General features: G+C 46.9%; 20 protein-coding genes and 1 other annotated feature. Of the genes, 14 read left to right on the top strand and 6 right to left on the bottom strand.

Translation table 11 applies throughout. The annotated features are described in order from the left end of the window. Positions 1-10: 10 nt before the first annotated feature. The 10 genes from ACWJJ4_RS05350 to ACWJJ4_RS05395 all read left to right on the top strand — a co-directional run bounded on the left by ACWJJ4_RS05350 (position 11) and on the right by ACWJJ4_RS05395 (position 10,777). The gene (locus ACWJJ4_RS05350; RefSeq protein ID WP_176283492.1) at positions 11-997 is read left to right on the top strand and encodes an ABC-2 transporter permease; all 987 of its coding nucleotides are present in this window, start codon (positions 11-13) and stop codon (positions 995-997) included. A gap of 36 nt (positions 998-1,033) precedes the next feature. Then, positions 1,034-2,017 carry an ABC transporter permease gene (locus ACWJJ4_RS05355; RefSeq protein ID WP_454021490.1) on the top strand — a complete coding sequence of 328 codons (984 nt, stop codon included), beginning with the start codon at positions 1,034-1,036 and terminating at the stop codon, positions 2,015-2,017. Between the two features lie 15 nt (positions 2,018-2,032). After that, the gene (locus ACWJJ4_RS05360) at positions 2,033-2,728 is read left to right on the top strand and encodes an ABC transporter ATP-binding protein (RefSeq protein ID WP_003152281.1); all 696 of its coding nucleotides are present in this window, start codon (positions 2,033-2,035) and stop codon (positions 2,726-2,728) included. Further along, entirely contained in the window at positions 2,718-4,028 is a 1,311-nt protein-coding gene (locus tag ACWJJ4_RS05365; protein ID WP_326359714.1) for an ABC transporter permease, read from the top strand. The genes ACWJJ4_RS05360 and ACWJJ4_RS05365 overlap by 11 nt, the downstream gene beginning before the upstream one ends. 63 nt (positions 4,029-4,091) lie before the next feature. Next, complete coding sequence (locus tag ACWJJ4_RS05370) at positions 4,092-4,787, top strand: response regulator transcription factor (protein ID WP_014305616.1); 696 nt, start codon at positions 4,092-4,094, stop codon at positions 4,785-4,787. Continuing rightward, the gene (locus ACWJJ4_RS05375; RefSeq protein WP_070082241.1) at positions 4,780-5,784 is read left to right on the top strand and encodes a sensor histidine kinase; all 1,005 of its coding nucleotides are present in this window, start codon (positions 4,780-4,782) and stop codon (positions 5,782-5,784) included. The genes ACWJJ4_RS05370 and ACWJJ4_RS05375 overlap by 8 nt, the downstream gene beginning before the upstream one ends. Before the next feature lie 102 nt (positions 5,785-5,886). Then, positions 5,887-6,642 (top strand): ABC transporter ATP-binding protein, encoded by a 756-nt coding sequence (locus tag ACWJJ4_RS05380; protein WP_015387828.1) that lies wholly within the window; start codon positions 5,887-5,889, stop codon positions 6,640-6,642. After that, entirely contained in the window at positions 6,639-8,579 is a 1,941-nt protein-coding gene (locus ACWJJ4_RS05385; RefSeq protein ID WP_015418041.1) for an FtsX-like permease family protein, read from the top strand. Before ACWJJ4_RS05380 ends, ACWJJ4_RS05385 begins: the two co-directional genes overlap by 4 nt. Positions 8,580-8,686: 107 nt before the next feature. Beyond that, positions 8,687-9,397 carry a YwaF family protein gene (locus tag ACWJJ4_RS05390; protein WP_077722726.1) on the top strand — a complete coding sequence of 237 codons (711 nt, stop codon included), beginning with the start codon at positions 8,687-8,689 and terminating at the stop codon, positions 9,395-9,397. 195 nt (positions 9,398-9,592) lie between these two features. Next, positions 9,593-10,777, top strand: a complete 1,185-nt coding sequence (locus tag ACWJJ4_RS05395; protein ID WP_014305612.1) for an MDR family MFS transporter — start codon at positions 9,593-9,595, stop codon at positions 10,775-10,777. Positions 10,778-10,817: 40 nt separating this feature from the next. On the opposite strand, the gene ACWJJ4_RS05400 is transcribed toward ACWJJ4_RS05395, so the two are convergent. Beyond that, a complete protein-coding gene (locus tag ACWJJ4_RS05400; protein WP_003152294.1) occupies positions 10,818-11,603 on the bottom strand; it encodes an STAS domain-containing protein in 786 nt (261 codons plus the stop codon). Between the two features lie 389 nt (positions 11,604-11,992). Here ACWJJ4_RS05400 and ACWJJ4_RS05405 point away from each other — a divergent pair, with 389 nt between their 5' ends. From ACWJJ4_RS05405 to ACWJJ4_RS05420, 4 genes are all read left to right on the top strand, one after another. After that, positions 11,993-12,328: a DUF4257 domain-containing protein gene (locus tag ACWJJ4_RS05405; protein WP_015418038.1), complete on the top strand. Its 336-nt coding sequence runs from the start codon at positions 11,993-11,995 to the stop codon at positions 12,326-12,328. Positions 12,329-12,430: 102 nt separating this feature from the next. Continuing rightward, positions 12,431-12,644: a binding site (T-box leader), on the top strand. Positions 12,645-12,752: 108 nt separating this feature from the next. After that, the gene (gene leuS, locus ACWJJ4_RS05410; protein WP_003152297.1) at positions 12,753-15,167 is read left to right on the top strand and encodes a leucine--tRNA ligase; all 2,415 of its coding nucleotides are present in this window, start codon (positions 12,753-12,755) and stop codon (positions 15,165-15,167) included. A gap of 116 nt (positions 15,168-15,283) precedes the next feature. Further along, on the top strand, positions 15,284-15,595 hold the full coding sequence (locus ACWJJ4_RS05415; protein WP_003152299.1) for a rhodanese-like domain-containing protein: 312 nt from the start codon (positions 15,284-15,286) through the stop codon (positions 15,593-15,595). A gap of 9 nt (positions 15,596-15,604) precedes the next feature. Beyond that, positions 15,605-16,156 (top strand): N-acetyltransferase family protein, encoded by a 552-nt coding sequence (locus ACWJJ4_RS05420; RefSeq protein WP_454021491.1) that lies wholly within the window; start codon positions 15,605-15,607, stop codon positions 16,154-16,156. Positions 16,157-16,192: 36 nt separating this feature from the next. On the opposite strand, the gene melA is transcribed toward ACWJJ4_RS05420, so the two are convergent. From melA to ACWJJ4_RS05445, 5 genes are read right to left on the bottom strand one after another with little or no spacing between them, the layout of a single operon-like run. Beyond that, complete coding sequence (melA, locus tag ACWJJ4_RS05425; RefSeq protein WP_077722724.1) at positions 16,193-17,491, bottom strand: alpha-galactosidase MelA; 1,299 nt, start codon at positions 17,489-17,491, stop codon at positions 16,193-16,195. A 22-nt stretch (positions 17,492-17,513) separates the two neighbouring features. Further along, positions 17,514-18,335, bottom strand: a complete 822-nt coding sequence (locus ACWJJ4_RS05430) for a carbohydrate ABC transporter permease (protein ID WP_278071246.1) — start codon at positions 18,333-18,335, stop codon at positions 17,514-17,516. Next, positions 18,332-19,246, bottom strand: a complete 915-nt coding sequence (locus ACWJJ4_RS05435) for a carbohydrate ABC transporter permease (RefSeq protein ID WP_176283485.1) — start codon at positions 19,244-19,246, stop codon at positions 18,332-18,334. The genes ACWJJ4_RS05430 and ACWJJ4_RS05435 overlap by 4 nt, the downstream gene beginning before the upstream one ends. Continuing rightward, entirely contained in the window at positions 19,243-20,520 is a 1,278-nt protein-coding gene (locus ACWJJ4_RS05440; protein WP_454021492.1) for an ABC transporter substrate-binding protein, read from the bottom strand. The genes ACWJJ4_RS05435 and ACWJJ4_RS05440 overlap by 4 nt, the downstream gene beginning before the upstream one ends. A gap of 41 nt (positions 20,521-20,561) precedes the next feature. Continuing rightward, on the bottom strand, positions 20,562-21,587 hold the full coding sequence (locus ACWJJ4_RS05445; RefSeq protein ID WP_454021493.1) for a LacI family DNA-binding transcriptional regulator: 1,026 nt from the start codon (positions 21,585-21,587) through the stop codon (positions 20,562-20,564). Positions 21,588-21,631: the final 44 nt, after the last annotated feature.

Genomic DNA, 21,631 nt, shown 5'->3' on the forward strand with positions numbered 1-21,631 from the left:
GAGGACCGGAATGATACCGCGGGGATTGTTGTACACAGAATGGAAGAAAAATCAGTGGTTGTTTTTGTTGAGCGGTATTTTTTTAATAGCGGCAAACCCTTTTATGATTTATTACTACTATTTATCATACCAAGGACGTTTGAATTATCTGGATCCGCAATATTGTGAATTTACCGTGAGTTATACGAATGGGTCGCTTCTTTCCTTCAGCTGGATTGTGAGTGTCATCATTGCTGTCTTCTTATTAGGCTTGGAACGGACAAAGGGAACGATGGATGCTTTGTTAAGCATGCCTTACAGCAGAGGCCAAATCTTTCAGACTAAATTCTGGCTCGGCGGGGCAGTCATTGTTGTTCCTCAGGCGATAGGCTATGGAGCGGCGTCATTGCTGATATCTTTGCTGAAACCGAGCCATACGTACGATTTTGATCATTTTTCAATCGGAATGATTGTCATCAGTTTTATGGCTTACGCCTTGTTAATGGCATCCGGAGCAATAACGGGACATATATTCGCCCAGCTGTTAACGGCGTTTACCGTAACGATTCTGCCTTTTTTACTCATCGGTCTGCCGGCCGCGAATTTGGAGGTCGTTTTCGGTGTTAGTGTGGGAGATCAATTTTCTTTTATCAGCAGTTATATCGAATCCCGTCTTTTTATATTTGTAACCCCTATTGGATATGTGTTTAACGAATGGATCAGAGAAAGGGATTTGGTTTTAATCATTCCGATGGTGATGAGTCTTGTCTTTTATCTGATCGGTTACGTCAGCTTTCTGAAACATCCGAATGAACGGAACGGCAGATTCTTTCTATGGAGAAAATTGGACCGTCCGGTGCAGATTTTGGTGATTGCGTTTGCCGTTATGGGTTTCGGTGTTTTCGGATATGGGGTCACAGACACGATGTTCGGCTATTTAGCCGGCATTATCTTCGGCGCGGTTATCGGGTTTTTCATCAGTTATTTTACGGTTTACAGGAAGTCAAAGCATATGTAGATCCGTTTGAAAATGAGCAGTTTGGAGGAAGGCAAGGTGCCGATTAGCGGTTTGCTTTATAAAGAATGGAAGCAGCGGCAGACGCTGCTGCTGCTTACAGCGGGGTTCTTATCTATCTTAGGCCCTTTGGCAATTATAAATGAGTATTTTCACTATAAGGATTGTTTACGTGCACTTCAGCTGTACCCGGGGTCAGTTTGTACATTCAGCATCGATTACAGCAATTATCGGAATTTGATTGGGCTTCATTTCATTCCGCCGGTTGTTATGGGGCTTTTTCTGATAAGAGCAGGCCGGGCTGAAAGGATGTTTACACTGAGTCTTCCGTATTCGAGAAGCCGGATATTTCATACGAAGTTTTTCTTGGGAGCAGCCGTGTTAGCCGGCTCGCAGTTTGTTTCTTACGGAGTATCCGACATATTGTTTCTAGCGCTTACACCTGACGCTGTCCATCATTTTCAATCGTTCAGCGCAGGGATGCTGGTCATCAGCTTGATGATTTATGCACTAGTGACAGCTGCCGGCACGATAACGGGCAATTTAGCGGCGCAGCTGATCACAGCGTTCACGGTTTCCGTCTTTCCGATCGTGGTTATGACGATTTACCTGTTAAACGCCGAGTTCCTTTTTGGCAGGCAGGCTGTGCCGGATATTGATTTCCCTTGGAGCGGATTTCTGATCTATTTCATGCCTGCCGCTTACATCCATACATCATGGATGTATTACATGAAACACGCATTGTTTATTTCCGCATTAATGGGATTTTGTTTCTATCTATTCGGCTATGTGAATTTCCTGAAAATGCCGAGTGAACGAAGCGGACATTTTATCCTGAGCAAACACATTGAACGCATCATTCAAGTGCTCGTCATGTCGCTCAGTATGATGGGAAGTGCGGGGGTATGCGGATATGCTTATAACGGTTCGTATACCGGTTACATATTCGGCATGCTCATCGGTGCGGTTATCGGGTTTTTCATCAGTTATTACTTCATCTATAAAAAAACGAAACAGATATAAGGGGGAGTGGTGTACGTGATAGAGGTACAGCATATCGATCATTCATTTAAAATCGGCAGGAAAGGCAGAGAGAGTGAGGTTCCGGTACTGAAGGATGTCTCTTTGACCGTTGAAAAAGGGGAAATTGCCTGTATCGTCGGGCGGAGCGGTTCCGGAAAATCAACGCTTCTGAATTTAATTTCGGGATACATAGCGCCGACGAAGGGCCGTATCGTCATTAACGGCACTGATGTGACGGGTTTCAATGAAAAAGAGTGGGCGCAGTTCCGCCTCGGGCATTTCGGCTTTATTTTTCAAAGCTTTCAGCTCATTCCGAGTCTGACAACCTATGAAAATGTTGAAATGCCGCTTGCCTTAAAAGGCGTCAAACCGTCTGAACGCAAGCAGAAAGTCGCGGATATGCTGAAACGGGTCGGACTTGAAAATCATGCGAATCATTATCCGAATGAGCTGTCAGGCGGCCAGCAGCAGCGTGTCAGTATCGCAAGAGCCCTCATTTTAAATCCGTCAATTATTTTAGCCGATGAGCCGACGGGAAGCCTCGATTCAGAAACGGAACTTGAGGTGCTTGCATTAATTCAGCAGCTGAACCGGGAGCGCGGGATTACATTTGTCATCATTACGCATGACGATGAAGTCGCTTCGATCGCGCATTCAAAATTCCAGCTGCATGACGGTGTATTAAAAGGGGGCGTTACTGTTGAGATTTAAGGATCAGATTCACTTTATCAGAAGAAATATGAAGAAAAACCGGCTGCGTGTTTTCATGACGGTGCTGGCGACGACAATGGCGTGCGCGTTTTTAGTGGTGCTGGCTTCCGTCGGATTCGGCATCCAAAAAACGATTACAGACATTACCATGAGCCAGCAGATTGTTACGGAAATCAATGTGCTCGGCCAAGAGAACGGAAAAGCCGTGAAGAAATCAGACTTGGAAAAGTATAAAAATGTCAAGTCTGTCGTTGAAAGAACCCAAGTGTATGAACCGAACAAAGCGTCATTGGGAAATCGAACAAATGAAGATTCAGCCATTGTGCTGACAAACATGAAAGATGAAGTCAAAGCCAATATGGAGCTTGATCAGGGAAGAGTCGCCCGCACAGAGAATGAAATCGTGGTCGGCTATGATTTTGCGAAGAACCTATTGACGAAAAAAGAGGCTGACGCTTACGACAAAGAGTTAAAGGATCACCAAGGCGACATGTCGGAGGTGAAAAAACCAAAAGGCTATACGAAAGACCTGATTAATAAAACGATACAGCTGAGCATCTCCAAAACAAACAAAGACGGAGACGTTGAAAAAACGAAAACGTACGACTTCAAAGTAGTCGGAATTACAAAAAAACCGTCCCAAGATTGGATGGAGGATACAAATATTTTTGTGAGTGATCAATTCAAGAAAGACTTCTCGACATTCTTGGATCTGAAGAATGGAAATGCGGAAAAAAGCATCAATGTGTATGCAGACAAATTCGATCATGTCGATCAGCTTACCCATGATCTCACGGATGACGGCTTTTATGTCAGATCTGTCACAACCGAGCTGAAGGGCGTCAACACCTTTTTCCTCGTCTTTAAAATCGGCCTGATCTTTGTCGGCTTTATCGCCGTCGTGATTTCTGCCATCGGTATTTTCAATACGATGACGATGGCGGTGACGGAACGAACGCAGGAAATCGGGATTATGAAAGCGATCGGCGCAAGCCCGTCCATCATCCGCAGAATGTTCCTGATGGAAAGCGCCTATATCGGGATATTAGGTTCTGTCATCGGGATTATCATTTCTTACGGAGTGAGTTTTGCCGTCAATCTGGCTGTGCCGGTTATCTTGAAAGCGGTAGGGGGAAATACCGGAGCTGAAGATCTTCATTATACCTTCTCCTATATCCCGCTCAGCCTCGTTGTGATCGCAGTTGTCATTTGTGCGGGGGTCGCGGTAATTTCCGGTATGAATCCGGCCCGCAAAGCGACAAAAACCAACGTTCTGACCGCATTAAGAAGAGAACTGTAAAGGAAAAAAGCCGGCTGGACATCAGCCGGTTTTTCCTCTATCTATCAAAAAAGGGCGGATACCATGTTTCACATTTTGTTAATAGAAGATGATAACACTTTGTTTCACGAGATGAAAGAGAGATTAACGGGCTGGTCATTTGCGGTGCATGGAATAAAGGATTTCAGCCGGGTCATCCGGGAGTTTACCGAAATCAAGCCTGATTTGGTGATCATTGATGTACAGCTGCCGAAATTTGACGGCTTTCATTGGTGCAGAATGATACGCTCCCAATCAAACGTGCCGATTCTCTTTTTGTCCTCGCGCGATCATCCCGCGGATATGGTCATGTCGATGCAGCTCGGGGCAGATGATTTTATTCAGAAGCCTTTTCACTTTGATGTGTTAATCGCGAAAATACAGGCGGTGTTCCGCCGTGTGCACCAATACGGCACAGAACCGGCGCTGATGAAAAGATGGTGCGGGGCGGTTATTGACACAGAAACCAACACGGTCAGCCGTAAAAACGGTTCGGTCGAACTAACCAAAAACGAAATGCTGATCTTAAAACTGCTGGCTGAGCAGAAAAATAAAATCGTCAGCCGGGAAGAACTCATCAGAAGCCTATGGAATGATGAGCGTTTCGTCAGTGATAATACGCTGACGGTGAATGTCAACCGGCTGCGGAAAAAACTCGATCAATTAGGCATCGGGAAAATGATTGAAACCAAGGTGGGGCAGGGATACATCGCAAAGGAAGAAGACGGTCTTTATGATTAAATCATTTCTGCTCGAAAGAAAAAGCTGGATCGCGATGTTTCTTTTGCAGCAGGCTGTGCTCCTTTTTGCGGCATATATTGATCCGTCTATTCCGTTTTTTTCGGTGCTGTATTTTGTTTACCTGTCGCTTCTTGTGTTTCTTGTATTTCTCTTGTTCCGCTATCGTAAAGAGACAGCCTATTATAAAAGCTTAAGAGAGTGGGACGCCAATTTAGACATGTCTTATCTTAAAGCGCCTGACAGTCCGTTTGAGTCTATCGTTGAAGAAAGCATTGAAGGGCAGACACAGCAATTACGAAAAAGCTCACTTGATCTTCAGGCGGCGTCAGAGCATGAAAAGGATGATCTGATGTCATGGATTCACGAGGTCAAAACACCGTTGACAGCGATGCATCTCATGATCGAGCGCCTTGATGAACAGCCGCTGAAAGCCCCTTTGCTGTATGAATGGCTGCGGATTCACCATCTCCTGGACCAGCAGCTTCATCAGAAACGATTGTCCTTTATTGAAAATGATTTATCATTCCAGCGCATTCAGCTCAGACCGCTTGTTTTCAAAGAAATTAAAAATCTGCAATCATGGTGCATACAAAAAGGGATCGGGTTTGACATTCAGCTTGATTCACCGGACGTTCACAGTGACGGAAAATGGCTTTCCTTCATCATCAGGCAGCTGTTAAGCAATGCCGTCAAATACAGTGAAGCGGATGACATTACCGTAAAAAGCTATGAACAAAACGGCCGGGTGCATGTCGATATCGAAGACCGCGGCATCGGCATCGAGCCCAAAGATCTTCCGCGCATTTTTGAAAAAGGATTTACCTCGACGCGAATGAGGCGAGATCACGCGTCAACGGGGATGGGCCTGTATTTGGCTCGAAAAGCCGCGGCTCCGCTTCTCATCCAGATCAGCGTGCGCTCTGAGCCGGAAAGCGGCACGGTTTTTACCTTGGTGTTTCCGAAACAGAACGATGCCGTCAGCATGTTCAGCGTGTGACAAAAGTGTCACATGCTTTTCTCTTTTGTTCGCTTAATCAAACGAAAAAAACGGCTTCTGTTTTTAAAATAAAGATAACCAATGTAAAAGGAGACTCATAACGTGATGATTTTAGAAGCAGGCAATATCCAAAAAAGCTACGGAAACAAGCTGAATAAACAAGAGGTGCTGAAAGGAATTGATCTTCAGATTCACAAAGGGGAATTCGTCAGCATTATGGGCCCGTCAGGATCAGGGAAAACGACCCTTTTGAATGTGCTTTCCTCCATTGATAAAGTGAGCGCGGGCACCATTAAACTGAACGAGACGGAGATTACATCCATGAAAGAAAAACAGCTTGCCGAATTTAGAAAACGGCATCTCGGCTTTATTTTTCAGGATTATAATTTATTGGACACGCTGACCGTGAAGGAAAACATACTCCTTCCGTTATCCATTACGAAAATGTCTAAGAAAGAGGCGGACCTGCGATTTGCCGAGACGGCAGAGGAGCTTGGGATCTATGATTTGAGACATAAGTATCCGAGTGAAATTTCCGGCGGGCAAAAACAGCGGACGTCTGCCGCAAGAGCTGTTATTCACGAGCCGGGCATTATTTTTGCTGATGAGCCGACCGGAGCGCTCGATTCAAAGGCTGCCACGGATTTATTGAATAAACTCAGCCGCCTGAATCAAAAACGCCGCGCCACCATTGTGATGGTGACGCATGATCCGGTTGCCGCCAGCTATTCCGGACGTGTGGTTTTCATTAAAGACGGCCGTGTGTATACACAGCTGAATAAAGGCGGCCAGGACAGACCGGACTTTTTTCAGGATATTATGAAAACGCAAAGTGTATTGGGCGGGGTTCAGGCATGAGTATTCATCATTTGATCTTCCAGAACCTGAAAAAGAATATGAAAAACTATTACCTTTACGTTTTTGCGCTGGTGTTCAGCGCCGCCCTTTATTTCGCGTTTGTCACGATGCAATACGATCCTGCGCTTGATGAAATGAAAAGCTCCATAAAAGGAGCGGCGGCAATCCGGGCCGCCTCTGTACTGCTTGTGGCGATCGTGTCGGTATTTCTTTTATACGCCAACACCATTTTTATTAAACGGCGCGGCCGGGAAATCGGCTTATTCCGATTAATCGGCATGACGAAAATGCACATTTTCCGCATACTCAGCGCAGAAAATTTCATTTTGTATTTCGGATCGATTTGGATCGGTATTTTCGCCGGCTTTTCCCTCTCGAAATTATGTATGATGATGCTGTTTCATACAGTCGGTGTGAAAGCCTCTGTCTCACTGTTTTTTTCAAGCAAGGCGCTCGTTCAGACGTTAATTGTGTTCGGGGCAATTTACGTGCTGATTATGATGATGAATTACTTATTTATTAAACGGCAAAGCATTTTGTCTTTATTTAAAACCGCGTCATCGTCAGAAAGCGGCATAAGACGGCTTTCTTGGGTGCAGATGTTGATCGGCGTTGTCGGTATTGCGGCCATTATCGCCGGCTATGCCGTGTCCGCGGATTTATTCGGAGGCAGTTTTACGAGCATGAATGAACTGTTTTCGGCAATGGTGTTTATTCTAGGCTCGGTCATTATCGGAACCTATCTGTTTTATAAAGGTTCGGTCAGCTTTCTGGCAAATCTCATCCGGAAATCAAAAGGCGGGTATCTGAATGTCAGTGAAGTGCTGTCTTTGTCATCCATCATGTTCCGGATGAAGTCAAACGCCGTGCTGCTGACGATTATTACGACTCTTTCGGCGCTGGCAATCGGTTTACTGTCTTTAAGCTATATCTCGTACTACTCCGCGGAAAAATCGGCTGAGCAAAATACAGCTGCGGACTTTGCGTTTGATAACCAAAAGGAGACTGACTCATTTACCGCTTTATTGAAGAAAAACGGAATTGAACACAAAGTAAAAACAATCAAGACCATTCAAGCCGGTGTCAATATGAAGAACATCATAAACGGCGACATGAAAAGCTTTAAACAAGACCCGTCCAGCCTGGCGCTGCCGATTATAAGCGAGAAAGACGCAGAAGGGACGGAGCTTTCTGACGGAGAAGCCGTGTTTACCGGATATAATGATATGATGAAAAGATTTCTCGACCTGAAAACGTCAGGTTCCATTGATATAAACGGCAAAACGGATAAAATACCGCTGGCGTATAAGGGCTTGAAGAACGACTTCCTCCTGTCATATACATTTACAAGCGGAGGGCTGCCGACCGTTATCGTCACGCAGCAGGTATTCGACCGGATCGAGAAAGATATCGACCCGTCCATTCAGGGAAAATCAAATCGGTTCTTCGGCATTACACTCAAACGAGAAGAGGACATCCAAAAAGCTGATGGTCTGTTTCAGGCGCAGCACTATTCAGACGGTGCGCTTTCACAATTTGAAACGGCTGACACGCAAAAGAAAAACATGGGGCTGATCATGTTTATTGTCGGGTTTTTAGGATTAACCTTTCTGATCACCTCAGGCTGTATCCTTTATTTTAAACAAATGGGCGAGTGTGAGGATGAGAAGGCTGATTATACGATATTGCGGAAGCTCGGCTTCACAACGGGAGATCTGCTGAAAGGCATCCGCCGGAAGCAGGCGTATCATTTCGGGATTCCGCTCGTTCTTGGGCTGTTCCACAGCTATTTTGCCGTTCAGTCAGGATGGTTTTTATTCGGAACGGAAGTGTGGACGCCGATGATCATCGTCATGGCGCTGTATACGCTGCTGTACTCCATCTTCGGCATGCTGTCGGTGCTGTATTATAAAAAGGTCATTCAATCCGCCTTGTAAAACAAGTTGAGGAGCCTCCGCATAAGCGGAGGCTTTTTTTGTATGAATAGAAGAAAGCGATTTTTAAAAGAATAGACATACGTCATTTTTTCGCGCGGGGGAGCCTTATGCAGAAGTATTTTCAATTGAAATCTGAAACAGGGGCCTTTCATCTTTTTTCCAAGGAACACATTTTCACGCTGTTGATCATCGGATTGCTGGGGGCGGGCGTGATCGTATTCCGGAAAAAGCTCAACCAGAGCCGCATGATCCGCTATGTACTATTCATTCTCCTTGCCGTGTCGCAGATCAGCTATCATATATGGCTGCTTTGTCATCATGCATGGTCGCTGAAAACAGCTCTGCCGCTGCAGCTGAGCGACCTTTCCGTCTATTTGGCGATGCTGATGGTCATGACAAAAAGCAAAAAGCTGTTCGCCTTCCTCTATTTTGCCGGTTTGGGCAGCGCCGTACAGGCGATGGCAACACCTGATTTAGGGGCGTATTCTTTCCCGCATTTTCGGTACATCGTGTTTTTCGTCTCCCACGGCTGTGTTTTTCTTACCTGTCTATTCATGGCCGCTGCAGAAAAGTACAGACCGTCGGCGCGCGGGCTGTGGGTGTCGGTGCTGATCGTAAATCTGTACGGGGCGTGTGTCTTTTTTATTGATCGTGTGCTGAATGCAAATTATCTATATTTAATGAAAAAACCGAAGACCGCTTCGCTTCTGAATGTTTTCGGACCTTGGCCGTGGTATCTTCTATCAATGGAAGCGGCGGTGATATTGAGCTTTTTCATTCTGTATATTCCGTTTTGGCTGCTGAGGAAAAGAGCATGAAGCCGGTCTGTTTTTGCGAATCCAATCATTTGTAATTTTTTCAACATTCCGGCATTATTTTTTTCAGATTCTGATGTTGAAAAAAGACGTCCGCGGCGATAGAATGAATGTGCTATGATAACGTGATCGATACGGAGCCGCGGCTTGCGGTTTCCGTTTTTTCATGGGGTTTTTTATAGAGAGAGGGGGATCGGTATGCCGCGCGCTTTGAAGATATTAATCATCGGAATGTTTATCAATGTGACGGGCGCATCTTTTTTGTGGCCGCTGAATACGATCTATATTCATAATCATTTAGGGAAATCGCTGACTGTTGCGGGGATTGTTCTGATGCTGAATTCCGGGGCCAGTGTGGCGGGGAATTTATGCGGCGGATTTTTGTTTGATAAAATCGGCGGATTCAAATCCATTATGCTGGGCATTATGATCACATTGGCAAGTCTTCTCGGACTCGTTCTGTTTCACCAATGGCCCGTTTATATTTGGCTGCTCATCATTGTCGGCTTCGGTTCCGGTATCGTGTTTCCGGCCAGTTACGCCATGGCGGGAGCGGTATGGAAAGAAGGCGGGCGGAGAGCTTTTAATGCGATTTATGTAGCTCAGAACGCAGGTGTCGCCGTGGGCTCGGCACTCGGCGGGATGGTTGCAGCATACTCGTTTACGTACGTGTTTTTAGCCAATGCTTTGCTTTATGTGCTGTTTTTCCTTATCGTATTTTTCGGGTTTCGAAATATCAAAACCGGAAATGCGAGCCAGGTTTCTGTTCTGGACTACGAGCCTGTCAGCAGCAGAACGAAATTTACGGCGCTTCTCATATTGAGCGGCGGGTATGTTCTCGGGTGGATTGCCTATTCGCAGTGGTCCACAACCGTTGCGTCACATACTCAAAGCATCGGTATGCCGCTTTCATTATACAGTGTGCTCTGGACCGTAAACGGAATATTAATTGTCGCCGGACAGCCTCTCATAGGAGCTGTTCTGAAAAAATGGTCAGGCGCGTTAAAAACGCAGATGGTCATCGGCTTTTGTATTTTTATCGTTTCGTTCGGCGTGCTTCTTAGCGCCAAGCAATTTCCGATGTACCTCACCGCAATGGTGATTTTAACCGTCGGAGAAATGCTTGTCTGGCCTGCCGTGCCTACCATTGCCAATCAGCTTGCGCCTAAGGGGAAAGAAGGGTTTTACCAAGGATTTGTCAACAGTGCGGCGACGGGCGGCAGAATGATCGGGCCGCTCCTTGGCGGCGTGCTGGTTGATCAGTACGGCATGAGCGTGCTGCTGTTGATCCTGATGGTGCTTCTTGTTGTCAGCATCGCAGCGACGGTGCTGTACGACAAACGCCTGAAAACCGTTAATAAACAAAACGTCCAAGTGCGATGACGACATAAAAAATCCCGCTGTTTCGGCGGGATTTTTTTGTTTATACGACCGGAAGCACGTTGACGGCGTCCTTAACGTTTAAATACGTCTTTAATGAAGAAAAGCTGGCATCAAGCTGATTCATTCTCATGGCGAGGGAAGGCTTGATCCCGGTGATAATCAGTTCTGTGCCGATTAATTTAAGCAGGTGATGCAATTTGAAAATCTGGTCTGCCGTCTGTTCGTTTACCTCGGCCAAACCTGATAAGTCTATAATTAAGTAATCATCTTTAGATGCGGTTAATATGTCCGTCAAAGTTGTCACAATTGAATCAAATCGTTCTTCCGTTAAGTTTCCCACTAACGGCAAGGCGGAGATGCCGTTTCGGATCGGAACAATCGGTGTTGACAGCGTCGTGATTTCTGTGAGGGAATCCTCCAGGAGCTTTTCGTATTCTTTCTGCTCTGTAATGTCTTTTTGAAAACCGACAAAATAGAGCTTGTCTTCAACATACAGAGGATCAATGTTGAGTTCATTCCAAAACGGGGTGCCGTCTTTTTTGACATTTTTCAGCCGCACCGTGATCTTTTCTTTCTGGTTTAAGCTCTTTCTTATTTTCGCGACTTGTTGACGGTCGGTTTCTTTGCTTTGCAGAAATCTGCAGTTCTTACCTAATATCTCTTCGGAAGCGTAGCCTGTCATATCCATAAATCCCTGATTTGTATATATGATGGGATTGTCCTCAAGAGAGGGGTCTGTAATCACCACGCCGATGCGTGCGTGATCAAGCGCCTTTTTGATAAGCTCCAGCTGCTCCAGTTTTCCGGATACATTTGAGTCAGCCATGTAAAACCCCCTTTTGGCCGTAAAGCTGCGCGCTTTTTTCAGCCGTTGTTTCTCCCCTTTTTAAATGAATCTACAGTAACCGTAGCATAACATATGTTCTGATTCAAGCAGCCGAAGTTTGCAATTTGTCATTCGGGCTTGTCCTCATATACACTGAATATATAAGGGGAAGGCACATCATCGCTAAGTAAGTGACTAGGTCATTGTCACTGGGTGAAAAATGAATCTAATGCATCAAGCTTACCGATCATGTGTTCACATATAATGGAAGAAACAAGCTTTTTACATTCCTGTTCAATCGCCGGTATGTAGATATCGAAAATCATCGTATTCGTAAGGGGGCTGGATGGCCTGAAGTCGCTTTACTAAATAAGGGCTTTAGGAAGGTGATGAAGATGCTGCATCAGGTAATAATTGCTTGTGTAATTGGAGGCATCATGGGGGTTCTCGGTCATGTGAAAAAGAGAGGCAGGCTGGAGAAACCCAGAATGACAAAGCGGTTTATCTATCTCGGTTTTTTGGAAGATGGTTTTATCGGAATGGCTGCTTCCATCTTACTTGTCTTATCCGCTGACCCCGATTCAGGAATTCAACTCGTCATCTTATCCATAATCGCAGGCTACGGCGGAGAAGCTGTTCTCAGGAGCTTTGATTTTGTCAGAGAACAAAACAGTGATTCGGCCGAAGCAAAACCACACCAGCAAAAAAATCCTCCATCAAAATAATATCCCCGCTCACGACCCGTTCCGGGTACATTCCCATTGTATACAAACCTGCTTGCACTTATGAACAGAATTCTATAAAATACAGGTAAGATTACGGTAGCGATAAGAACAGTGAAGAGGAGCAGTAAGAAGCAGATTTCGCACTCAGAGAGTTGACGGCCGGTGCAAGTCAATCAAGTCTGTTTCCGAACTCGCCTCAGAGTTGCAGCGGCAAAACCGCTGACGCATAACTGCGTTAAAAGTATCAAGTGAGTGCGGCTTAAAACCGCGCTAACGAGGGTGGTACCGCGGGAAACAAAAATCTCTCGTCCCTTTTAGGGATGAGGGAGTTTTTTTAGTTTTAGAATAATCTGAATATAATCTTCCTCATCCCGTCAATACTTGGACTACATACGCCGTATTCAATCAGAAGGAGGTTTTTACGTTGAGTTTTCAGCACGAAAAAATAGAAAAGAAATGGCAGAATTACTGGTTGGATCATAAAACGTTCGCCGTCAGTGAAGAGAATGACAAGCCGAAGTTTTACGCGCTTGACATGTTTCCGTATCCTTCAGGAGCCGGCCTTCATGTCGGACATCCGGAAGGCTATACGGCAACCGATATCCTTTCTCGCATGAGACGCATGCAAGGGTACAATGTGCTTCATCCGATGGGATGGGACGCGTTCGGGCTTCCTGCCGAGCAATACGCGCTTGACACGGGGAATGATCCGGCTGAGTTCACAAAACAAAATATAGATAATTTCCGCCGCCAGATCCAATCACTCGGATTTTCTTATGATTGGGATCGTGAAATCAATACGACTGATCCGGACTATTACAAGTGGACGCAATGGATCTTCACCAAGCTGTACGAAAAAGGGCTCGCATACGTAGACGAAGTGCCGGTCAACTGGTGCCCGGCGCTCGGAACGGTGCTTGCGAACGAAGAAGTCATTGACGGCAAAAGCGAGCGGGGCGGCCATCCGGTTGAACGCCGCCCGATGAGACAATGGATGCTGAAAATCACCGCTTATGCGGACAGGCTTCTTGAAGATTTAGAAGAACTTGACTGGCCTGAAAGCATTAAAGACATGCAGCGCAACTGGATCGGACGCTCAGAAGGCGCAAACGTGCATTTCGCGATCGACGGCACTGATGACACGTTTACGGTGTTTACGACAAGACCGGACACGCTGTTCGGCGCGGCTTATGCCGTACTGGCTCCTGAGCATGAGCTTGTGGAGGCCATCACGACGCCTGAACAAAAAGAAGCGGTAGACGCTTATGTTAAAGAAGTTCAGGCGAAAAGTGACCTGGAACGGACGGATCTTGCGAAAACAAAAACGGGCGTCTTCACAGGTGCATATGCCGTAAACCCTGCAAACGGGGAAAAGCTGCCGATCTGGATAGCGGATTATGTCCTCGCCTCTTACGGAACGGGCGCTGTAATGGCCGTGCCGGCGCATGACGAACGTGATTTTGAATTCGCAAAAGTGTTCAGCCTGCCTGTCAAAGAAGTCGTAAAAGGCGGAAACACGGAAGAAGAAGCGTACACGGGAGACGGAGAACATGTCAATTCCGGCTTTCTGAACGGACTGAATAAAGCGGAAGCGATTGAAAAAATGATCGCCTGGCTTGAAGAAACGAAAAACGGTGAGAAAAAAGTGACATACCGTCTGCGTGATTGGCTGTTCAGCCGCCAGCGCTATTGGGGCGAGCCGATTCCGGTCATTCATTGGGAAGACGGCACGTCAACAGCCGTTCCGGCGGAAGAGCTGCCGCTGATTCTGCCGAAAACCGATGAGATCAAACCGAGCGGAACAGGTGAATCACCGCTTGCTAACATTAAAGAGTGGGTGGAAGTCACTGATCCTGAAACGGGCAGAAAAGGCAGAAGAGAAACGAACACGATGCCGCAATGGGCGGGAAGCTGCTGGTATTTCCTCCGCTTTATCGACCCGAAAAATCCGGATCAGCTCGCTTCACCTGAGAAATTGGATAAATGGCTGCCCGTTGATATTTACATCGGAGGGGCGGAGCATGCCGTGCTTCACCTTCTGTACGCTCGTTTCTGGCATAAATTCCTCTATGATATCGGTGTCGTGCCGACGAAAGAACCGTTCCAAAAGCTGTATAACCAAGGGATGATTCTCGGGGAAAACAATGAAAAAATGAGTAAATCCCGCGGAAACGTCGTCAATCCGGATGAAATTGTGGCGTCTCACGGAGCAGATACGCTTCGCCTGTACGAAATGTTTATGGGGCCGCTTGACGCATCTATCGCCTGGTCTGAATCAGGTCTTGACGGAGCGCGCCGCTTCCTTGACCGCGTATGGCGTTTGTTTATCGAGGAAAACGGCGAGCTGACGGGTAAAGTGACAGAAGGCGCGGGCGAAACTCTTGAGCGCGTCTATCATGAAACGGTTATGAAAGTGACAGAAAACTTCGAAGCCCTTCGTTTTAACACGGGCATTTCTCAGCTGATGGTCTTCATTAATGAAGCTTACAAAGCGAATGAACTGCCGAGAGAATATATCGAAGGTTTTGTGAAGCTGCTTTCTCCTGTTGCGCCGCATTTGGCGGAAGAACTGTGGGAAAAACTCGGCCACGAAGGTTCGATTGCATACGAGGCTTGGCCTGCTTATGATGAATCAAAACTGGTGGACGATGAAGTGGAAATCGTCGTCCAGCTGAACGGAAAAGTAAAAGCGAAATTAATGGTTCCGGCTGATGCTGATAAAGCAGCGTTAGAACAGCTCGCACAAGCTGACGAAAAAGTAAAAGAGCAGCTTGAAGGAAAAACGATCCGAAAAATCATTGCCGTACCGGGCAAGCTTGTCAATATCGTGGCAAACTGACCGGACGAAGCCCCTCTCTTCCAGAGAGGGGCTTTTTTATCAGGCCTCTATCATAGAAATTGCACCGCGGGCTTTGGTATACTTAACACCATAAAGATGAATGGGAGTGTCACACATTGAAAATAAATGAAATCAGCACAGCCGCACTGGAAGAAAAATTAAAAGCGGGAGAAGAGCTGTATCTGATTGATGTCAGAGAAGACGAAGAAGTTGCCGAAGGAATGATCCCGGAGGCCGTTCATATCCGCATGGGGGACATCCCTGAGAAGATGGATGCGTTAGACAAGGACAAGGAATATGTATTTATCTGCCGTTCCGGAAAAAGAAGCATGAACGTTTGTATGTATTTACATGAGCAGGGCTTCCGTACAGTTAATGTTGAAGGCGGCATGCTGGAGTGGGAAGGCGAAACAAAGCCGAAGAAATAACGCTTTGAAGTGAAAGAAGAAAAGGGACGTGAGTCTTTTTCTTCTTTTTTTATAAAAAAACGGGAGGCGAATCAGATGAAACCGATGATCCGCGCGATGAAAACAAACGATATCAAACAGGTCCGGCAAGTCGCAGAACGAAGCTGGCATCATACATATGAAGGGATTATTCCCAGACACATTCAGGATCAGTTTCTCGAATCCGCCTATCAGGATGAGATGATGGAACGCCGGCTCTTGCATTCTTTGTTTTTTGTGGCAGAAGAAGAGGGGCGAGTGCTCGGTTTTGCAAATGCCACCCCGGTTCAAAAAGACGGAAATGCGGAGCTGACCGCCATCTATATTGACCCGGATTGCCAGGGAAGCGGGATAGGCACGGCACTTCTTAAAGAATGCATCAGGCAGTCCGGCGGGGTAAAAAAGCTTTATGTCCATGCAGAAAAAGAGAACCGCATCGCCTTGTCCTTTTATCAAGCGAAAGGGTTTCAAAGGGTATGTGGATTTGAAGAAGATTTTAAAGGACACACCTTACAGACGGTCAAACTGGTGCTGAACATATAAAAGCGTCCGGCCCGCCCAGGACCGGATCGCGAATGATCAATGATAAGCCGGAAGCCGGTCTTTGTGCGCTTCAAATAAGTCATCGCACAAAGAGATGATGTCATTCATGGAAAGCTCGGCGCTCGTATGCGGATCAAGCATGGCCGCTTGATATACGGCTTCCTTTTTTAATGTAACGGCTGCTTCGATGGTTAAAAGCTGTGTGTTGATGTTTGTTCTGTTGAGCGCCGCGAGCTGCTCCGGAAGTTCGCCGGAATAGCACGGCATAATTTGGTTTTTAACGGCGGCGCACGGCACTTCAACGACCGCTTTCGCCGGCAGATTCGGTATCAGCCCTGTATTCAGCACATTGCCGCCGAATGTGAACGGACGGCCCGTCTCCATCGCTTCTATAATTCTCGAACCGTATTCTTTCGAGCGTTCATGCGTCAGGTTTTGGTTGTTGATGATGCCGTCTCTCATCGTTTCCCAATTTTTGATTTGTTCCGCGCATCTCCTCGGATATTCATCAAGCGGAATTTGGAGTTCATCTATCAGCTCCGGATACCGGCTTTTTATAAAATACGGGTGATATTCGGCATTATGCTCAGATGATTCCGTTACGTAGCAGCCGAATTTATCCATCAGCTCAAACCGCACCATGTCCTTATGTTTCGTCTTTTGTTTTTCGCGTGCCCGTCTTTTAATTTCCGGATATAAATCAATTCCGTCTTTTTTAATCTCCAAAAGCCAAGCCATATGGTTGATGCCGGCAATGCGTTCTTCCGTACCTTCGTGATCCATGCCGAGTGAGTCAAACAGATCTTTGGTACAGACCTGGACGCTGTGGCACAGGCCGACCGTTTTGACATTTGTATGTCTGAGCATCGCTCCGGTCAGAGAGGCCATCGGATTTGTATAGTTTAACAGCCACGCATCCGGGCAGACCTCTTCCATGTCTTTTGCGATGTCAAATAAAACGGGGATGGTGCGAAGGGAACGGAAAATGCCGCCTATTCCGACGGTATCGGCAATCGTCTGGCGGAGACCGTACCGTTTCGGGATGTCAAAGTCAATGACCGTCGCGGGTTTATAGCCTCCGACCTGAATGGCGTTTATCACATAGCCGGCGTGTGTAAGCGCCTGTTTTCGGTCATCGTAAGAGATGATGGATATACTCGTATTGTAGCGGTCTCTCATGTTTTCCAGCATGAGCTGAGATTCTTTCAGCCGTACAGCGTCAATATCATAAAGCGCGAATTCAAATCCGTTTAATGCTTCAGTCAGTAAACAGTCCCCCAATACATTTTTTGCGAAAATCGTGCTCCCCGCTCCGATAAACGTAATTTTCTTCAACAGAAATTCCTCCCTTTTCTTCTCAGCCTTTGACCGCCCCGGAGGACAGCCCTGAGATAAAATATTTTTGAAGTGCCAAAAACAATACGACCATCGGCAGCATCGCCATAATTGCGGCTGCGGCGACTAAGTGAAGATTGTTCGCGTTTTCGCCGAAGAATCCCGCCATGGCCACGGTCAATGTCTGCACCTTTTGATCTTGTAAAAAGAAAATCGCAAATTGGTAATCGTTCCAGATAAACACGCAGGAAATAATGCAGACCGTTGCGGTAATCGGTTTCAACAAAGGAAACACGATCGTATAAAAAGTCCTGATCAATCCCGCGCCGTCCATCCTGGCGGCTTCCTCAAGTTCTTTCGGAATGGAAGAGCGGATAAACCCTGAATATAAGAAAACGGTCAGCGGCATATATGCAGCCGTATTAATGAGAATGGCTGCGGCATGCGTATTGACCAGCCCCGCATCAGCGACCATTTTGTATAAAGGAACCATGGAAGTCAAAGGCGGGATAATCATGATGGAAATCAAAAGGCCGAAGACGATTTTGTTCAGCTTTGTATTTCTTCTAGCGAGCGGGTATGCGGCAAGCGAACCCATGAAAATTAGCAAGGCGGCGGAAACGGCTGTAATGATGATCGTGTTCAGAAAGGATTGCCCGAGAGAGGCACGCTCCCATGCTTCACGAAAATTCTGAAATGAAAAGGCGGATGGCAGCGACCATTTTGAACTGTAGTCTCCTTTTGCTTTTAATGACGTGGTCAGCAAAATATAAAAGGGGACAATATGAAAGCACGATATAACGGCAGCCAATAGCGTAAAGATTCGCATTCGGGCTGTTTTCATGACATTTCCGTCTCCTTTCGCTTGAAATACACGAGAGCCGAAAAGCTGATGACAAGGATAATAACGGACATAAACACGCCTTGGGCGGCGGCATATCCCGCATCCTGCCGTTTAAAATATAAATCATACATAAACGTCGACATCGATTGAGAGGAATTGCCCGGCCCGCCTGCGGTCAGCGCGAAAATGACATCAAACAGCTTCAGCCCGCCGATGATATTGATGACCATGTTGATGGTGACAGCCGGCATCAATAATGGCAGGGTGATGGTGAAAAACGGCTGAAGACCTCCCGCGCCATCCATTTTTGCGGCTTCGTAATAATCTTTCGGAATGCTTTGCAGCCCCGCCAAATATACAATCATCGCAATGCCTGCGTATTGATACGTGTTAATCATGACGATAATCCAAGGGTTTGCCGCAGGGCTTGCCAAGGCGTTGACAGGACCGATTCCCAGTGCGCCCAGTACATCATTCAGCGCACCCCCGTCATATGAGAAAATAAAATACCAAATGTATCCCATAATCAGCGGACTGATAATGACGGGCAGGTAGACGATCGTTCTTGTGAGCGCCTTCATTTTTAAGCTCTGATTCAAAAGCAGCGCATATAAAAGTCCGAGCATATTCTGAAAAAAAGTGCTTCCGATGCCGTAAAGCAAAGTGTTTTTCACAACAAGCCACGTGTCCGGATCTGTAAAAAGCCTTTTATATTGAGTGACCCCCACCCATTGATACGTCTGTGAGAAGCCGTTCCAGTTTGTAAATGTGATAAAAGCGCCTTTGACAAACGGAAAAATCATGAAAATAAAAACCGTGGCAAGAGCGGGAACGTACATCCACCACAGTGACGCGGGTTTTACCGGCTTTTGATGTTGAAATCCTTGGGGTTCTCTTGCAAGATCACTCATTCTTTTTCAGCTCCTTGTGAATCAGATTGAAGCCGGAGCCGCTTATATTCCCTGCCGAGTTTCGCCGAAATTTCCGCGGGGGTTAAGATATCGGCCATCAGCTCCTGCCCGGCTGTCCCCATCACATCCCACATTCCGTTCGGCAAATAAAGGCGGTCAAAATAAGGCTGCACCTTAATATGCTGATAGCGCTTATAGTCATTTGCGTAGAAAATGTCCGTTTGCACATTCACTAATCCGGCCGGAAGCGAGGTCGCTTCGGCAATTGATTTCGCATGCTCGGGACGGGCCATAAATGCGATGAACTGTTTCGCTTCTTCAAGCCGCGGGGAATCCTTGAATGCCGCCAGCGTGTAACGTTCGCCTCCGATCCAAACCGGCGCGTCTCCCTTGTGGACGGCCGGGGTCGGTATGATGCCGACTTTTACCTTAGGATTGATTTGAGCGACGTCTTGGCCGAGGGTGCCGCCCTGCAGCGTAAAGGCGATTTTGTTTTGCGCCATCAGTTCAATGAGCTGGGACCGTTTTGCCGTCACGGCATCTATATTGAGCAGGTTTTCCTTTTGCATCTCTTTCAGTTTGTCAGATAAATAGGTGAAGTGTGTCCAGCGGAAGGTTCCGTTTAACAGCTGTTTTTTAAAACGGTGTGCGGGATCTGTGATGAGAAGCGGTGCGGCGAATTGATCGTAATATTGGGCAAATGAGCTTTTCTCATAGCCGGCAAACCAAAAGGGGGTGACTGTTCCGCCGCTTTTTTCTTTAATCTGTCTCAGTGCTTTCATAAAATTATCCATTGTTTCCGGCAGCTTGATTCCGTATTTTTCCAACAGCGTGCGGTTGTAGGCCAGTCCGTCCTTTGCCTGATTCAGAGGGAAAGCGTATATTCTGCCTTTGGCGTCTTTGAGCATGCTGTTTAAATTCGGATCGAGCCGCTTCGTCCAAGACATGCCGCTGAGGTCGGCGGTATATTCTCCGTAGCGGATTTTGGCCCAGCCGTGTGTGTCGAAAAGATCGGGCATGTCACCGGCCGCCATTCTGACCCTCATCATATTTTCGTAGTCATTGCCTGGGAAATGAACGTTTACTTGAATGTCCGGATGTTCTTTTTGGAATGAATCAGCCAACTTTCTGAATACGGCGCGTTCGCTGTCTGAGGATATTGTGGAATAGACTGTCAATGTTTTCTGCTTTTCTCCGGCGCCGCTCCGTTCTGCCGAGCAGCCGGGAAGTATCATGCAAGTAAAAGAAAGAAACAAAGCCAGTAAGCGTTTCATCTTTTCCTCCTTTAAATATGATATAAACGCTGCGGGACATGTCACCTCCTTTCTTGTGAGCCGCAGCTTTGTCTGACAATCAATGAAGTGGGGAGCGTCACGGCCAGCGGGACGGTTCTGCCATTTAAACGGTCGAGAAGCAATTTGACACCCGTCCGGCCCATCTCTTCCGTGTATACTTTTACCGTTGATAACGGCGTGCTGGCGTATTCTGCCTCATCAATTCCGTTGAAGCTGACAATTGCCGTATCGCGCGGGACTTGAAGGCCGGCTTCCTGCAAGGCTTTTAAAGCGCCGACAGCCATCGAATCACTTGCGATAAAAAAGGCATCGGGGAGACTTCCGCCTTTGATGGCTTCATTCATCAGCCGGAACCCTTCGTGCATGCTGTATTCGCCGATCAGTACATGCTCCGGCCCGGCGCCGGCCATTTGTAAGAAAGCGGTCAGACGCTTATCCTCAATCGTTTTATTGCTGTTTACACCGTCTATGACGGTATGCTCCCGCTCCCGGCCGCCGATATAACCGAGCCGCTGGTAACCGAGCGACAGAAGATGTTCGATCGCCTTCTGTGCTGCGGCATAAAAATCCACGCTGACGGAATCGTAGCGGGCGGGATCGGGGGTGCCGTTAACAAATACCGCGTGCCTGCAAGCGGCGCTGATATTCGTAAGCGCCTCGTCTTGCAGGCTGCCGATTACGATCACGCCGTCCAGTTCGTGAAACATATGCTCTTGAAAAGAACCGAGATGGATAGAAGATGTGATAAAAACTTTTTGCCGAAAGCATTCTTCCTCAATGCCTTTTCGGATCGCTGAAAAATAAGGATCCTGCCGTTCTTCTTCCGGTGACAGGCAGCTGACAACGCCGATCAGTGGCGCTGAATCGCTGCGGCTGCGGTTCTTCCGTTTTTTTGCCGACGGCTGATAGCCCAGCTCATCGGCGATCCTCAGAACTTTTTCTCTTGTTTCATCAGTCACGGCCAAAGAGTCATCCTTATTCAAAATTCTCGATACTGTCGCGCTGGATACAGATGCCTGTAAGGCAATATCTTTGAGACGGACCATTTCGCATCTCCTTTTTACTAAATATTTACTAAATAGAAATGACC

This window comes from Bacillus sp. JK62 (assembly GCF_053663455.1).

Excerpts from the sequence above, each read along its gene's own strand:
- ACWJJ4_RS05370 (WP_014305616.1), top strand. The coding sequence starts at position 4,092 with ATGTTTCACATTTTGTTAATAGAAGATGATAACACTTTGTTTCACGAG.
- ACWJJ4_RS05400 (WP_003152294.1), bottom strand. The coding sequence starts at position 11,603 with ATGGCTGACTCAAATGTATCCGGAAAACTGGAGCAGCTGGAGCTTATC.
- ACWJJ4_RS05390 (WP_077722726.1), top strand. The coding sequence starts at position 8,687 with ATGCAGAAGTATTTTCAATTGAAATCTGAAACAGGGGCCTTTCATCTT.
- ACWJJ4_RS05385 (WP_015418041.1), top strand. The coding sequence starts at position 6,639 with ATGAGTATTCATCATTTGATCTTCCAGAACCTGAAAAAGAATATGAAA.
- ACWJJ4_RS05440 (WP_454021492.1), bottom strand. The coding sequence starts at position 20,520 with ATGAAACGCTTACTGGCTTTGTTTCTTTCTTTTACTTGCATGATACTT.
- ACWJJ4_RS05430 (WP_278071246.1), bottom strand. The coding sequence starts at position 18,335 with ATGAAAACAGCCCGAATGCGAATCTTTACGCTATTGGCTGCCGTTATA.
- ACWJJ4_RS05435 (WP_176283485.1), bottom strand. The coding sequence starts at position 19,246 with ATGAGTGATCTTGCAAGAGAACCCCAAGGATTTCAACATCAAAAGCCG.
- ACWJJ4_RS05395 (WP_014305612.1), top strand. The coding sequence starts at position 9,593 with ATGCCGCGCGCTTTGAAGATATTAATCATCGGAATGTTTATCAATGTG.
- ACWJJ4_RS05405 (WP_015418038.1), top strand. The coding sequence starts at position 11,993 with ATGAAGATGCTGCATCAGGTAATAATTGCTTGTGTAATTGGAGGCATC.
- ACWJJ4_RS05375 (WP_070082241.1), top strand. The coding sequence starts at position 4,780 with ATGATTAAATCATTTCTGCTCGAAAGAAAAAGCTGGATCGCGATGTTT.
- ACWJJ4_RS05445 (WP_454021493.1), bottom strand. The coding sequence starts at position 21,587 with ATGGTCCGTCTCAAAGATATTGCCTTACAGGCATCTGTATCCAGCGCG.
- ACWJJ4_RS05350 (WP_176283492.1), top strand. The coding sequence starts at position 11 with ATGATACCGCGGGGATTGTTGTACACAGAATGGAAGAAAAATCAGTGG.